General features: G+C 46.8%; 12 protein-coding genes. 7 read left to right on the top strand and 5 right to left on the bottom strand.

Annotated features, from left to right (window positions below):
* The first annotated feature begins 201 nt into the window (after positions 1-201).
* Positions 202-1,104, top strand: coding sequence for a LysR substrate-binding domain-containing protein (locus VNE01S_RS15225; RefSeq protein WP_053395865.1), 903 nt, complete (start codon positions 202-204; stop codon positions 1,102-1,104).
* A 4-nt stretch (positions 1,105-1,108) separates the two neighbouring features.
* On the opposite strand, the gene VNE01S_RS15230 is transcribed toward VNE01S_RS15225, so the two are convergent.
* The 4 genes from VNE01S_RS15230 to VNE01S_RS15245 form a co-directional block, all read right to left on the bottom strand.
* The gene (locus VNE01S_RS15230; protein ID WP_053395864.1) at positions 1,109-1,975 is read right to left on the bottom strand and encodes a hypothetical protein; all 867 of its coding nucleotides are present in this window, start codon (positions 1,973-1,975) and stop codon (positions 1,109-1,111) included.
* Between the two features lie 158 nt (positions 1,976-2,133).
* A complete protein-coding gene (nagA, locus tag VNE01S_RS15235; protein WP_053395863.1) occupies positions 2,134-3,267 on the bottom strand; it encodes an N-acetylglucosamine-6-phosphate deacetylase in 1,134 nt (377 codons plus the stop codon).
* A gap of 3 nt (positions 3,268-3,270) precedes the next feature.
* Positions 3,271-4,134 carry an N-acetylmannosamine kinase gene (locus VNE01S_RS15240; protein WP_053395862.1) on the bottom strand — a complete coding sequence of 288 codons (864 nt, stop codon included), beginning with the start codon at positions 4,132-4,134 and terminating at the stop codon, positions 3,271-3,273.
* Positions 4,134-4,832, bottom strand: coding sequence for an N-acetylmannosamine-6-phosphate 2-epimerase (locus tag VNE01S_RS15245; RefSeq protein ID WP_053395861.1), 699 nt, complete (start codon positions 4,830-4,832; stop codon positions 4,134-4,136). Before VNE01S_RS15245 ends, VNE01S_RS15240 begins: the two co-directional genes overlap by 1 nt.
* A 248-nt stretch (positions 4,833-5,080) precedes the next feature.
* Here VNE01S_RS15245 and VNE01S_RS15250 point away from each other — a divergent pair, with 248 nt between their 5' ends.
* The 6 genes from VNE01S_RS15250 (at position 5,081) to VNE01S_RS15275 (ending at position 11,081) form a co-directional block, all read left to right on the top strand.
* Positions 5,081-6,046 (top strand): sialic acid TRAP transporter substrate-binding protein SiaP, encoded by a 966-nt coding sequence (locus VNE01S_RS15250; RefSeq protein ID WP_053395860.1) that lies wholly within the window; start codon positions 5,081-5,083, stop codon positions 6,044-6,046.
* A 56-nt stretch (positions 6,047-6,102) separates the two neighbouring features.
* Positions 6,103-6,624, top strand: coding sequence for a TRAP transporter small permease (locus VNE01S_RS15255; RefSeq protein ID WP_156309871.1), 522 nt, complete (start codon positions 6,103-6,105; stop codon positions 6,622-6,624).
* A gap of 9 nt (positions 6,625-6,633) precedes the next feature.
* Positions 6,634-7,917: a sialic acid TRAP transporter large permease SiaM gene (gene siaM, locus VNE01S_RS15260; RefSeq protein WP_053395858.1), complete on the top strand. Its 1,284-nt coding sequence runs from the start codon at positions 6,634-6,636 to the stop codon at positions 7,915-7,917.
* 47 nt (positions 7,918-7,964) lie between these two features.
* Entirely contained in the window at positions 7,965-8,861 is an 897-nt protein-coding gene (locus VNE01S_RS15265) for a dihydrodipicolinate synthase family protein (protein WP_053395857.1), read from the top strand.
* A gap of 140 nt (positions 8,862-9,001) precedes the next feature.
* The gene (locus VNE01S_RS15270; RefSeq protein ID WP_053395856.1) at positions 9,002-9,835 is read left to right on the top strand and encodes a MurR/RpiR family transcriptional regulator; all 834 of its coding nucleotides are present in this window, start codon (positions 9,002-9,004) and stop codon (positions 9,833-9,835) included.
* Between the two features lie 178 nt (positions 9,836-10,013).
* Positions 10,014-11,081 (top strand): YjhT family mutarotase, encoded by a 1,068-nt coding sequence (locus VNE01S_RS15275; protein ID WP_053395855.1) that lies wholly within the window; start codon positions 10,014-10,016, stop codon positions 11,079-11,081.
* Between the two features lie 49 nt (positions 11,082-11,130).
* On the opposite strand, the gene glgX is transcribed toward VNE01S_RS15275, so the two are convergent.
* Positions 11,131-13,107: a glycogen debranching protein GlgX gene (glgX, locus tag VNE01S_RS15280; protein ID WP_053395854.1), complete on the bottom strand. Its 1,977-nt coding sequence runs from the start codon at positions 13,105-13,107 to the stop codon at positions 11,131-11,133.
* Positions 13,108-13,505: the final 398 nt, after the last annotated feature.

Here is a 13,505-nt window from a genome sequence, read left to right on the forward strand (position 1 = left end):
ATTTTTTTATGCTCTCAGGCGCCAATTTGTCTGCAAGTGAACCCATGAAAAATCCTTTTGTATGACTTATAAATCGTGATGAATGAAATAAAATTCATCTTGAGCGGGGCTAATTGTTAATCTAGTCAAAATGAATTTAATAATGAATCGAAATTAAGACATAATAGACATGCAAAAATAACATGGCTCAACGGTGCGAGAATGAACAGTCGATTGCCCTCTACAAAAAACTTACAAGCGTTCTTAGCTACCGCTGAGCACCTTAACTTTACCCATGCGGCAGAGAAGCTGAACATGACACAAGGTGCGATCAGTCGGCAGATACAGGCGTTGGAGTCGATCATCGGCGCGATGCTGTTTTATCGTCAGGCTCGAGGGTTGGCGTTAACCCCTGAAGGGGACAAGTTTGTGCCAATGGCGGAAGACATCATTAAGCGTCTGCAAGGTGCGGTGCGAGAGGTGTCTGAAGGCGCGAACCGGATCAAGTTAAACGCGCCAAGCTGCATTACCAGTTGGATTCTTGCCCGTTTGGCGAGTTTTCAACAAGCGTATCCGGATATCAATGTTGAATTAACCTCAACCACCAAGCATCAACCCATCCCTAACTTTGATAGCTTTGACGTAGTGGTGATGTACGGCAAACCGAGCAAAACCAAAAATGTTCAGCAAGCGTTGTTGTTTGAAGAAAAACTCGCACCGATTTGTTCTCCGCAACTGTGGCAAAAGCAACGCTCGGCGTCTGAGCAAGGTGACGAATCTCTGCTTGATCGATTTACTTGGTTGCACGCCAACCAAGAACAATCGGACTGGCAACTGTGGCTTAACGCTTGTGGGTTACCAAAGCTGAAAGGTAAAACCAATCAGACCTTTGCCACGCTCGACCAAGCAATGAACGCGGCGCAGCTCGGTTATGGGATTGCAATTGGGGATTTGACGTTGGCTGAGCAAGACTTAAAACTCAAGCGAGTGATACAGCCCTTTGATGAAGTGGTGTCGTCAGGCAACGGATATTATTTGATGTCACACAGCGACAATGACAACGCCAAAGTTGCCAATTTAGTCGGCTGGCTAACCTCAGCCGAGCAGCAAAGCGAATTGGTATAACGAATTAGTAAGCCTTGATGCCGTACTCGCGCAGCTTTGACGGTAATACGTTATCCAGTTGATCGATCTCTTCTGGGAATACTTCGATGAGTTCAAACTGGTGGGCTTGGTAGATAGACCTTATCTGCTCTCGCTCTTTATCGGATATGGTGCCGTTGTCTCTGCCCCAAAATTGCAGATAAACTTTGCCTTGCGGTAAGTAGAAATCACTCAGCACGTCTGGCTCGATGGGCAGTTGTCGGTCATAGGCGTGCACAATGCCGTTCATGTATAGCCAGTTATCGATGATCAACTCACCTTTGGAGCGAACGTAATGACCGTCAAGAGTTCTGTGTTTGGCTTCGAATTTTTGTCTGAAACTGGAAAGTGACTTGTCGGTTGCGTGCGCCTCTGCATCGTGACCGGAGAACTCCAATACAGATTGCTTTAAGCGCTTATTGCGGACGATGGAGTCATGCCAAACAACAAACTGCTGGCCGCTCTCTTTGTCTTCACGTTGGTAACCACCGACAGTGAGACCGGAATTACTCACTTGCCAGCCGTTTTTGCTGCGGTTGATCCAGCCGAGTTCTTGCAGCAGTTGATTGATTTTTTTCGCGTTGAGGCCGAAGCGTTCACCGATTTGTGTCGCGCTTAGTGTTTTTCCGCTGGTGGCGCTGGAATCAATGAGTAGATTTTCTGGCCAGACGATAAACTTGCCGAATTTGGCGTGCTCGACATACTCTCCACCAAACTTTGCCCCGAGTTCTGTAAGTACCCAGCTATCTTCCGCTCGGTTAATATAACCCGCAGTTTTTAGTTCTGCGAACAACTGCTTAGGTTCAATTGAACGTAGCTTTGCAAGCGCAGTAGTGGAAATCTTGTCTGACATACCTTGTTCCTGAAAGCGGTATCACTCGGCCTGTTCGTCAGGCGGATAAAAGCTATATGATGTTTGTATTGTTCAGGCTATTTAGCGCCAATTCAAGACAAGTTGCAGCTAAATGTAAGACATGCCAATGAAAAGGGCATTTTTCAATGCCCTTGGGATCAAAACAGCTCTCCGTCAACCAACACGCCAGTGGTTTGGTAATCTGCGTTGAGTATGGTTGCGGCGGCGGTCATGCCCGGTCGCAGCAGGCCCAAGTTATGGCAGGCGAGTGCTTGGGCTGGATAAGTTGACGCCATGCGTAGTGCTTCTTCTTCTAAAAATCCCCACGCGATAAGGTTTGCGACCGATTGGTCCATACCGATGTGTGCACCAGCGAGACTGCCTTGGCTGTTCACTAGTTTGTTGTCTTTGACGGAGATGACTTCGCCATCCAGTACAAAGCTGTTGTTTTCGCTGCTTACCGACGCCATTGCATCGGTAACAACAAGCAGTTTACCTTTGGGTTTGATTCTACTGGCGATACGCACGCTATCAGGGTGAACATGAATGCCATCGGTGATGATAGAGCACCATGCGTGGTCCGTTTTTAGCGCTGCACCAACAGTGCCGGGCTCGCGCCCTTCTAGTGGGGACATGGCATTAAACAAATGAGTGAAACCATCAACAAGTGAAAGCTTTTGCTCCGTCAATTGCGCGATTTGTGCGTTGCTGTGACCACATGAAAGTGTCACTCCCATCTGTTTCAGGTATTCCAGAGCCGAAATTTCGATGTTTTCTACTGCTGCTGTGACTAGCACTTTGCCTTCTTTTGGCCACGGGAACTGTGAAAGTTGCCCTGCAGTAGGTGCATAAAACAGGTTAGCGTTGTGCGCACCTTTCTTATCGGCGTTAAGCCATGGGCCCTCAAGATGAACGCCGAGTACACCCGGGATATTTTGCTGTTTGGCTTGTTGGAGAGAGCAGAGTGCTTGGCTGAGATCTTCAGGAGTGGAGCTGATTAAGGTTGGTAATAAATAAGTCGTACCATGGGCACGGTGCGCTTCACAAATCGTCCCCATTGCTGAAGCAGATATGTCGCTATTGAACATCACACCACCACCACCGTTAACTTGCAGGTCGATAAAACCCGGCGCGATAAGTGCACCTTCAAAGTGCTGATGTTCAATATTAGGCGGCAATTTCTCTAGCGGCACAATGCTGATTATCGTTTGATCCTCCCACACTAAGGCAAAATCTTGATAGTAGGTATACCCGTCAAAAAGGCGAGTGGCAGATACAGCTCTTAGTGCCATAAGTTACTCCTTAAACTGGAAAGCAGCGCCGAGCAGACAAGCGTCGTAATCGCCCTTGGCAGCAATAACCGGAACTCTAAATGCCACAGGGCGGTGAGCGATCTCTTGGTTTACTTTTTTAAGATAATCTGTGGCTAATCCTACGCCACCACCTAATACAACGATGTCTAAATCCAATGCGGCTTTTAGATTACAGCACAGCGTTGCGATCGCATTAGCACTGTTTTGAATCAGACGATTGGCTTGTTCATTTTGTTCTGCGATGCGAAACAGTTCGACATTCGATATCGGTGGGTTAAAGATGAGATTACTCGCGCGCTGAATGGCAGTGCCAGAGGCTATCGATTCAACACAGCCTATTTGGCCACAGCCGCAAGTCGGACCATTGGCGTCAATAGACATATGGCCGATGTGTCCTGCCAATCCAGATTTACCGCTGTGAAGTTTACCATCAATAATGATCCCGCCTCCGACACCTGTCGAGACGGTGACAAACGCCATGTTGCTTGCAGGAAAGTCCAAATTGAGATACTCGAACCAAGCCGCGGCTTGTGCGTCATTGAGTATTTTTACTGGTTTGGCTGTGAGTGTTTGGAGCACTTGAGCTAGCGGAAACGGAGTAGGAAACGCCAAAGTGTCTGGGTTAATCGCACTGATACCCTCATCACTCACTAACCCTGTGGTTGAGATGCCAATCTGAGAGGTGTTTTCAAGCCAGTCTTGGCAATGCTCAATCACGTGTTCGGCAAACTGCTCGGCGCTTTGTACGGTTGGGGTTGGCAACTGGCGACGTTCGCGTATTAGTCCATTGTCAACCAAGCCGAGGGCTATTTTGGTTCCGCCAATATCGATGGCTAAAGTCAACATTACTTGGCTCCTGCGGTTTGTGTTGCGTGATTAAACCAATTTGTTACTACCTCCAAGCGAGTCAGAGCTGAACCAACCGTTACCGCAACCGCGCCGTGTTGAATTGCCTGTGCTGCAAGTTCAGGTGTGTTGTATCGACCTTCTGCCATAGTAAAGAAACCGGCTTGAGAAAACTGTTCTACTAATTTTAAGTCGGGTTCGGTTGGTTCGTCATCACCCATGTAACCAGAAAGAGTTGTACCAATGATGTCGACGCCAAAACCATTTGCCCATTGACCGTCAGCAAAGCTAGAGCAATCTGCCATCGCAAAGCAGCCGACGGCTTTGATCGCATTGACGATGGTCTCTCTACTCTCTGGCCTGATTCGGTCGGTAGCATCGAAAGCGATAATCGTTGCGCCAGCTTTGGCTAATGCTTCTACGTCGTTGACGTAAGGCGTAATGCGCACCTGGCTTTCCATTAGGTCACGTTTCACAATGCCGATAATCGGTATCGTGACGACACGGCTAACGGCGTTGACATTGCTCGCCCCTTCAATGCGAAGTGCTCGTGCTCCTGACTGTTCTGCGGCTTGTGCCATCGCAACGATGATATCCGTTTTATCGAGTGGACTCCCTGTCACTGGTTGAATAGATACCACGGTTTGTCCTTGTAAGAACTCTTTTAATTGATTGATATTATAGGTTTTTGTTTTCACGCTTGGCCTCTCAGTAAAACAGATTGCCGCGGGTTTAGGCTACATGGATAGGCGACTTTGTTGAATGTTCAGGTTAGTGCCGAATCACCTATCCGGATAATTTCTGTCCGCGATCACATTTCGAAAAAAGTTGGTTTGAAAATAATCTTCGCCACAATAATAATTCACAACGAAGATTTTTTTCAAACAAAATAAAAAATTTTTTCGGATATAGTGAAACTAGGCAGAAATAACGAAAAGGGAAGACTATGAAAGCCATGAACAAGATTACCCTCGCTATGCTAGTGCTTGGCTGTTCGGTATCAGCACAGGCTGCGACAACATTGAAAATGGGCATGCAGGCATCGGTAGGTTCTGTGGAATATACGTCAGCAAAAATGCTGGCGGATAAAGTAGAAGAACTGAGTAAAGGCGAAATCAAGATCGCGTTGTACCCAAGTGCACAACTGGGTGATGACCGTGCCATGCTACAGCAGTTGACGTACGGAGATTTGGACATTACTTACGCTGAGTTTGGCCGTATGGGGTTGTGGATCCCGCGCGCGGAAGCTGTGACTTTGCCTTACGTAGCACGCGACTTTGACCATTTGCGCCGCATGTTTAATTCCGATTTCGGTCAGGGCATTCGTGAAGAAATGCTGAGTAAATTCAACTGGCGAGCATTGGATACTTGGTACAACGGTACACGCGAAACCACTTCTAACCGCCCTTTAAACAGCATTGAAGACTTCAAAGGTCTCAAGCTGCGTGTTCCAAATGCTAAGCCAAACCTTAACTACGCGAAACTGTCGGGCGCGTCACCGACTCCGATGGCCTTCTCTGAGGTGTACCTTGCGTTGCAAACGAATGCTGTCGATGGCCAGGAAAACCCGTTGCCAACCATCAAAACCATGAAGTTTTACGAGGTTCAGGCCAATCTGGCGATGACCAACCATATCGTTAACGATCAAATGGTGATCATCTCTGAGTCGACCTGGCAGAAACTGTCTGACCAGGATAAGCAACTGATCGAGAAAGCGGTTAAGTCAACAGGTCAGGTACATACAGATACCGTCAAACAGCAAGAAGCTGAACTGATCTCATTCTTTGAAGAAGCGGGCGTTAATGTGACCTATCCTAAACTAGAACCGTTCCGTGAAGCTATGCAGCCACTTTACGCAGAATTTGAAGACAAAATCGGTCAGCCGATCGTGAAAAAGCTCGCTTCTATGTAAGTAAATTAACGCGATGTTAATTTCCATTATTCTGGCTGGCCTGATTTAGGCCAGCCCTGGAGCTCAAGATGTTACGCAAGATAATTAATAATATTGAAGAGATCATTACTGTGCCGTTGATGGCCGCTTTGCTGGCAATTCTGACTTGGCAAATCGGGACCCGATGGTTACTTAATGACCCTTCGCTTTGGAGTGAAGAACTTGCCAGAGTTCTATTTATGTATATGTCGTTAATCGGCTGTGCAATTGCGATCAAACGCAGTACGCACGTCAACATTACTTTCTTCTCCGATAAGCTGCCGGAGAAAGCCCGCTTGTATTTGGTGTTATCGCTGGAATTGGCGGTGTTGGTTTCGATCATCGCCATTGTCTATTTGGGTTATCAGCATGTTCAAAGAACTGCGTTTTTCGAGTTGATTACTTTGGGGGTTTCAAGCAAGTGGATGAACTACAGTTTGCCTTTGGGCGGCTTATTTATGGTCTTCAGGCAGCTTGAGAAAATGTTTGCTATTTCAAAACAACTCGTGAGTTGCTGTGCTGGCAACACTTCGACTGACTCGAACATAGCGCAGAGATAGGGATAGATTATGATAGGCTCAATTTTTGGCTGGCTCGGGTTGCTGTTTGCAGGAATGCCGGTTGGCTTTTCACTGATATTTGTCGCTTTGGTTTTCTTGGTGATGACCAACAGTACTGGAATTAACTTTGCTGCCCAACAAATGCTGGGCGGAATAGATAACTTTACGCTCTTAGCGGTGCCTTTCTTTGTTCTGACTGGTCATCTGATGAATAGCGCTGGTATTACGGAACGTATCTTTAACTTTGCAAAATCTATGGTTGGTCATATTACTGGCAGTCTCGGCCACGTAAATATTATGGCAAGTCTGTTGTTCTCGGGTATGTCAGGTTCAGCATTGGCGGATGCGGGTGGCTTAGGGCAACTCGAAATCAAGTCGATGCGTGATGCGAAATACCATGACGATTTCGCCGGTGGGCTGACGGCCGCATCTTGTATTATTGGTCCTTTAGTTCCCCCTTCAGTGCCACTGGTCATATATGGTGTGGTGTCGAACACGTCCATCGGTGCTCTTTTCTTGGCGGGCGCTATCCCAGGGATTTTATGTTGTGTTGCCCTGATGGCGATGAGCTACTTTATCTGTAAAAAACGTGGCTACATGACGTTGCCACGAGCGACCCGCCGCGAGCAGCTTAAATCGTTCAAAGAGGCGTTTTTATCACTGTTGACACCGGTGATCATTATCGGTGGCATCTTCTCCGGTAAATTCACGCCAACTGAGGCGGCGGTCGTATCTTCTCTATACGCGCTGTTCCTTGGCACAGTTGTCTACAAACAGCTTACGCTAGTGGGCTTTGTCGATATCCTAAAAGAGACCGTGAATACCACTGCCGTGGTGGCCTTGATGGTAATGGGCGTCACGGTGTTTGGCTGGATTGTTGCACGCGAGCAGCTACCACAAATGCTGGCCGATTACTTCTTGACCATCAGTGATAACCCGCTGGTTCTCTTACTACTGATTAACTTGTTGTTGCTGTTTTTAGGCACTTTTATCGAGTCTTTGGCTTTGTTGCTGCTACTTGTGCCATTCCTAGTGCCAGTGGCGAGCGCGGTGGGTATTGACCCTGTTCACTTTGGCGTTATGGCTATTTTGAACCTGATGATCGGTATTTTGACTCCGCCTATGGGGATGGCGTTGTACGTGGTGTCCCGGGTCGGTGATATCCCTTTCCATACGCTAACTCGCGGCGTCGTACCGCTGTTAGTGCCATTGTTTATTGTCTTGATTCTCGTTGCGGTGTTCCCTCAATTTACGCTGTTACTACCTGAATTATTCCTCGGCTACGGCCAATAGTATGTTGTGAGCGGCGAGTGCCCGCTCATATTGATTAGGAAAGAAAAATGAATAAATTAACCGGATTAATTGCTGCGCCTCATACTCCATTTAACCAAGATAGTAAGGTTAACTTTGATGCGATTGACCAAATTGCCGCGCTCCTTATCGAGCAAGGCGTAAAAGGTGCGTATGTATGTGGGACGACGGGTGAAGGTATTCACTGTTCGGTCGAAGAGCGTAAAGCTATCGCAGAGCGTTGGGTAAAAGCGTCAGACAACAAACTGGATTTGATCATTCATACTGGCGCGTTAAGCATCACCGATTCGCTTGAGCTCACTCGCCACGCAGAAACACTCGATATTCTCGCCACATCGGCGATTGGTCCTTGTTTCTTTAAGCCAGCGAGCGTGGATGACTTAGTCGATTACTGCGCGCAAATTGCCGCGGCTGCACCTTCGAAAGGCTTTTACTATTACCACTCGGGGATGTCAGGGGTGAACCTAGATCTTGAGCAGTTTCTGATCAAAGGTGAACAGAAAATTCCCAATCTTTCTGGTGCCAAATTCAACAATATGGACTTGTACGAGTACCAACGCGCGCTGCGTGTATCCGGTGGCAAGTTCGACGTACCATTCGGTGTCGATGAGTTCTTGCCTGCGGGCTTAGCGGTGGGTGCGGTTGGCGCAGTAGGCAGTACATACAACTATGCGGCGCCTCTGTATCTTAAGATCATTGAAGCGTTTAACAATGGCGACCAAGCATTGGTGACGAAACTGATGGATCGGGTGATCGCGATTGTCCGCGTCTTGGTTGAATACGGTGGCGTGGCCGCGGGTAAAGCGGCGATGCAGTTGCATGGCATTGATGCGGGTGATCCACGCACACCAATCCGCGCTCTGACCGCTGCGCAGAAAGCGGATGTTGTCGCGAAGATGAGGGAGGCGGATTTTCTTGATCTATAAAGTAAGCCGCAGTATGTCGGAAATTTGTCTTATATACTGCGTATTACAGAAAATCCTTAAAATTAACTTCAGCTAATGTGTCAAAGTGTCTATCTCTTTGTTATTTTTAGCAAACAGCTATAAGCGTAGAAGAGGCACGCGTGAATTCGCCTAAAAATTTGTTAGTTCGCTTGCGCTCAAACATTGAGCCGTTAAGCAAAAAACTGCGCGTCGTTGCGGATTATGTTCTTGAGAATGCCAACGAAGTGCAATACCAGACGATTACCGATCTGGCGCGAAACACCAAAACCAGTGAGGCGACAGTGGTACGTTTATGTCGAGATATGGGATACAAAGGCTATTCCGATTTTCGTATGGCGTTAGCCGTTGACCTTTCTCAGTCTCAGGATCGTAAACCTCAAGAAATGGATGGGGATATCTGTGATGTCTCGGCGAAAAGCGCGGCAGCGAGCCTGTTAGACACCGCAGAGCTGGTGGATCGTAAGGTTCTGGATCGTATCTGTGAGTTAGTCCATAAGGCCAATTTTATCAGCTGTGTTGGTGTGGGGGCTTCAAGTATTGTTGGGCGTTATCTGGCATTTCGTTTACTGCGAATTGGAAAGAAAGTTTCAATGTATGAAGACACTCATTTAGCGGCAATGAATGCGGTTCGTAGCACAGAAGGTGATCTTTGGTTCGCTCTATCTAGCTCGGGTTCGACACGAGATGTTATCCACGCGGTATCACAGGCTCATGTACGAAATGTGCCAGTGGTTGCACTGACTAACGTCACTCACAGCCCACTTACGGCAATTTGTACTGAGCTGTTGGTCGCTGCGCGTCCTGAGGGTCCGTTAACCGGGGGGGCGTTTTCATCCAAAGTCGGTGCTTTATTGCTTGTCGACGTATTAATTAATACCTTGCTTGATAAGTACCCTCAATACTCAGACTCTGTACTTGAGACGGCTGAAGTTGTTGTCCCTTTGATGAAATAATCTTCAAGAAATAATGATTAAGCCTGCTGAAAGCGGGCTTTATTTTTCGTTGTTTTTGAAGAATATTTTTTCCTTATATTTAAAGCTAAAGAAATATTCCTTGATTATTAGTTTTTTCATTCGTTTAGAATTTGTTTGAGTTCTAAACCGAACTTATATGACGATGTAAAGGTGTCACATGTCTCTTCAATTGACTCAATTACCACCGCTTCCCATAGGGTTTCGTAACGGCGCAGGTTTTGCTGACAAGGATAAGGTTTATGCTGGTTTAGGCAGCCTGGGTAGTAAATGGTTACGACTTGATACAAGGCAACCAACGGGCTGGGTGGAATGCGCGGATTTTCCGGGAGTAAAGCGTACCGATCCGGTCTGTGTGCCCGTTTCAGGTGGGTGTTATATTTTCTCTGGTGCAGGCATCGCGCCAGGATCGCACTCTCTAAGTGTCTTAGAAGATGGATATTTTTATGATGCTAACCGAGATAGCTGGAACTTAGTGACAGATGATATTCCGGTAGGGCTTTTGGGTGGTGCAGGTATCGAGCTTTTAAACAAACAGCTGGTTTTGGTCGGCGGTTATAACAAATCTGTATTCGATACCTTGATGCAGCAATTAAGCGATCCTTTGGTGTGTGGCAATGAAGCCCAAAAACTCGACTGTTTATGTACATTTATGGACCAACCAATCGAGTTCTACGGCTGGAACGACAAAATTTATCGCTTTGATATCAAGACAAAAGAGTGGCTGGATATTGGCGATAATCCATTTGAACCAAATTGTGGCGCGGGAGTATGGCGTTTAGGTAATGCGCTTGCGTTGATTGAAGGTGAGGTGAAGCCGGGGCTGCGTAGTTTGCAAAGCAAGTTGTTGCTCCTGAATTCAGAAGGCTTGGTGGACGCTGCGGAGTTAAGTCCAATTGTGGAACAAGACCCATACCATGAAGGTCTTGCAGGTGCGTATTGCGCTGAACTTGACGGTCTGTGCATGATGCTGGGTGGCGCGTATTTTATAGGAAGTCAAAGCAATTATCGCGATGGGCAATACTACAGTCACCAAGGGCTGACAAAAACCTACGCAACTAAAATATGGCAATTATGTGGTGGCCAGTGGCAGCATGTTGGTGATCTGGAAAAAGGTAAGGCGTACGGCGTCTGCCTATCGATCTCAAACGGTATCGTGCTGGTTGGTGGTGAAGATGCAAGCGGGCAAGCTCTCACGGAGTGTGAGCTGATCTCGGTGATTCGATAATGACTACATCCGCCTGTGTTGCACGGTGCGGATGTATTTTTATGTTCAGTTACACGCTGGCATACGATGCCCAAGACTTGGCATGGAAAATCGCGATAGAGGCAGGTGCGACAAGTACCTGCTTACGATCCACAGTCTGGTGCAACTTGTGCGAATCGGTATTACAGATCATGATCCACTCTTGGTTGGCTTCGGTCGGTAGCGTAAAGCGCGCCGGTGCATTGGTCTGGTTGATGCAATAAAACAGCTCATCGCCTTCTTGACCCAAGCCTAAATGCAACGCGACAGAGCTTAGGTTGTTCCAATCTTCATGCTCCATGAAAGTGCCGTCTAAGCGACGCCAAAATATGCGGTTTTCATTACGCTTCTTGCCACTAAACGCACGAATAAACGGAACCATATAGGTTTGTCGCGCTTCCACCATCTTCGATAGCCACTCTTTAAAGCTCTCTTTCTCTGGCGTCATATGCCAGTCTAGCCAGCTGATTTCGTTGTCTTGACAGTAGGCGTTGTTATTGCCTCTTTGCGAGTGAGACAGAACATCAGCGGTGAGAATATGAGGGATACCAAACGCAAACAGCAAGCTCGCCATAAAGTTACGTTTTTGTTTTTCGCGTTTTTCAATAATTAGCGGGTTTTCCGTATGCCCTTCGACGCCGTAGTTGTCTGAACGGTTGTCACCATGCCCGTCTCGGTTATGTTCACCGTTGGCTTCGTTGTGTTTTTGCTTGTAGGAAACGAGGTCCTGCATACAAAAACCATCGTGATAGGTGATGTAGTTTACCGTCAGTTTGTATGGCCAGTTCGCCGCACTGTAGAGATCACGTGAGCCCATAATACGGGTGGCGAACTCTTTTAAAAATCCGTGATCACCGCGCCAGAAACTACGTGTGATGTCTCGCAGGCGGTCGTTACATTCGTTCCATCCAAATGGAAAGTTCCCGACTTGGTAGCCATCTGGGCCAATGTCCCATGGCTCGGCAATCAACTTGACCTCTTTGAGTACCGGATCTTGAGCGACAGCTTTAAAGAAGCCGGATTCTGCATTGAAATAATCGCCATTACGTCCCAACGTCGCCGCAAGATCAAAGCGGAAGCCATCAATTTGGTATTCTGTGACCCAGTAGCGAAGCGTATCCATCACCAAATTCAGGCTGGGCTGGTAGGAAAGATCAACGGTATTGCCACAACCGGTGTAGTTGGCAAAATGGCGACCATGCTTGAGGTAATAGTTTTTATCGAGCGCTTTTAAATTAAATACTGGGCCATCTGCGCCGCCTTCAGCAGTGTGGTTATAGACGACATCGAGAATGACCTCTATCCCGTTTTTATGCAGCTCACGAATGGCTGTTTTTAGCTCGTTAACGGCGTCAGATTCTGCGTATCTGGGATCGGGCACCATAAATAAAAATGGGTTGTAACCCCAATAGTTCACCTTTTCCATCTTTAGCAGGTGGGGCTCGTGCATGCAGGCTGCTATCGGAAGAAGCTGTAGCGTGTTGATGTTTTGTTGCTTGTAAAACTCAAGCATCGCATCGCTGACTAAACCGAGATAGCGGCCTTGGTCTTCTCTTGGCACATCTGGGTTTAGTTTAGACACGCCTTTTACGTGAGTTTCGAACAAAACCATTTCTGCACGCGGCCGTTTTGGTCGCTGTACACCTTGCCAGTCAAAGTTGTCGTCTACGACTACGCATTTTGGCAATTCAAAGCTTTTTTCAGAGTTAAAAGGCAGTGTGTATCTAAGCGGACGAGCAATGGCTTTTGCGTACGGGTCAGAAATTAAATGTGGTTTGCCATCTGTTTCAATAATATAGGCATATTTCGTGCCCGCTTTGACACCTGGAACAAAAGTAAATTTTATCCCTGCGTATTCCCCCTCTAAAGGGTAGCTTTGAAAGCATCCATGCTGATCAAATATTGCTAATTTAATATTTGGCGCATCAGGCGCATAGATAGAAAAATTACACCCATTTTCGTTCGGTGTAGCGCCTTGAGGATAGGGGTGAGCACACTGAATATTCATTACTTTTTTATAATTAGTTCCATATAACAGGGAGTTTAGTAAATAGTTTTGTTTAAGCTAGGTCAAGCGCCTTAATTAAAAATTGTAAATGTAATTTTATTTCAAAATTATGACATTTTTTATTAAAAGGTTGAGCCATTTGGCATTTTGTTGGTCGGTTTATTTACGAACAACGTTACTCTCCGCCCTAGAACTGTGATTCACGACACGAATACATCGTTCGGTTAATTTTCTCATCCCTTCTCATCCCCCTGAAATATTTTTCATCCGGATGAAGTCGAAAAACTCCTCCCTGAGTAATCTGAAGCCAGTTGAAACAAATGGAGACAACGGCACTGCTAGCGTCTCATCTTACCTCTCTTTTTATATGCCTGTTACTGCCTTTTCGGGAATGTATC

Source organism: Vibrio nereis NBRC 15637 (assembly GCF_001591105.1).
In the GTDB taxonomy this organism is placed as follows: domain Bacteria; phylum Pseudomonadota; class Gammaproteobacteria; order Enterobacterales; family Vibrionaceae; genus Vibrio; species Vibrio nereis.

Bases quoted from the DNA above. Each gene is read 5' to 3' on its own strand.
- VNE01S_RS15225 (WP_053395865.1), top strand. From the start codon at position 202: ATGAACAGTCGATTGCCCTCTACAAAAAACTTACAAGCGTTCTTAGCT.
- VNE01S_RS15230 (WP_053395864.1), bottom strand. From the start codon at position 1,975: ATGTCAGACAAGATTTCCACTACTGCGCTTGCAAAGCTACGTTCAATT.
- nagA (WP_053395863.1), bottom strand. From the start codon at position 3,267: ATGGCACTAAGAGCTGTATCTGCCACTCGCCTTTTTGACGGGTATACC.
- VNE01S_RS15240 (WP_053395862.1), bottom strand. From the start codon at position 4,134: ATGTTGACTTTAGCCATCGATATTGGCGGAACCAAAATAGCCCTCGGC.
- VNE01S_RS15250 (WP_053395860.1), top strand. From the start codon at position 5,081: ATGAAAGCCATGAACAAGATTACCCTCGCTATGCTAGTGCTTGGCTGT.
- siaM (WP_053395858.1), top strand. From the start codon at position 6,634: ATGATAGGCTCAATTTTTGGCTGGCTCGGGTTGCTGTTTGCAGGAATG.
- VNE01S_RS15265 (WP_053395857.1), top strand. From the start codon at position 7,965: ATGAATAAATTAACCGGATTAATTGCTGCGCCTCATACTCCATTTAAC.
- VNE01S_RS15275 (WP_053395855.1), top strand. From the start codon at position 10,014: ATGTCTCTTCAATTGACTCAATTACCACCGCTTCCCATAGGGTTTCGT.
- glgX (WP_053395854.1), bottom strand. From the start codon at position 13,107: ATGAATATTCAGTGTGCTCACCCCTATCCTCAAGGCGCTACACCGAAC.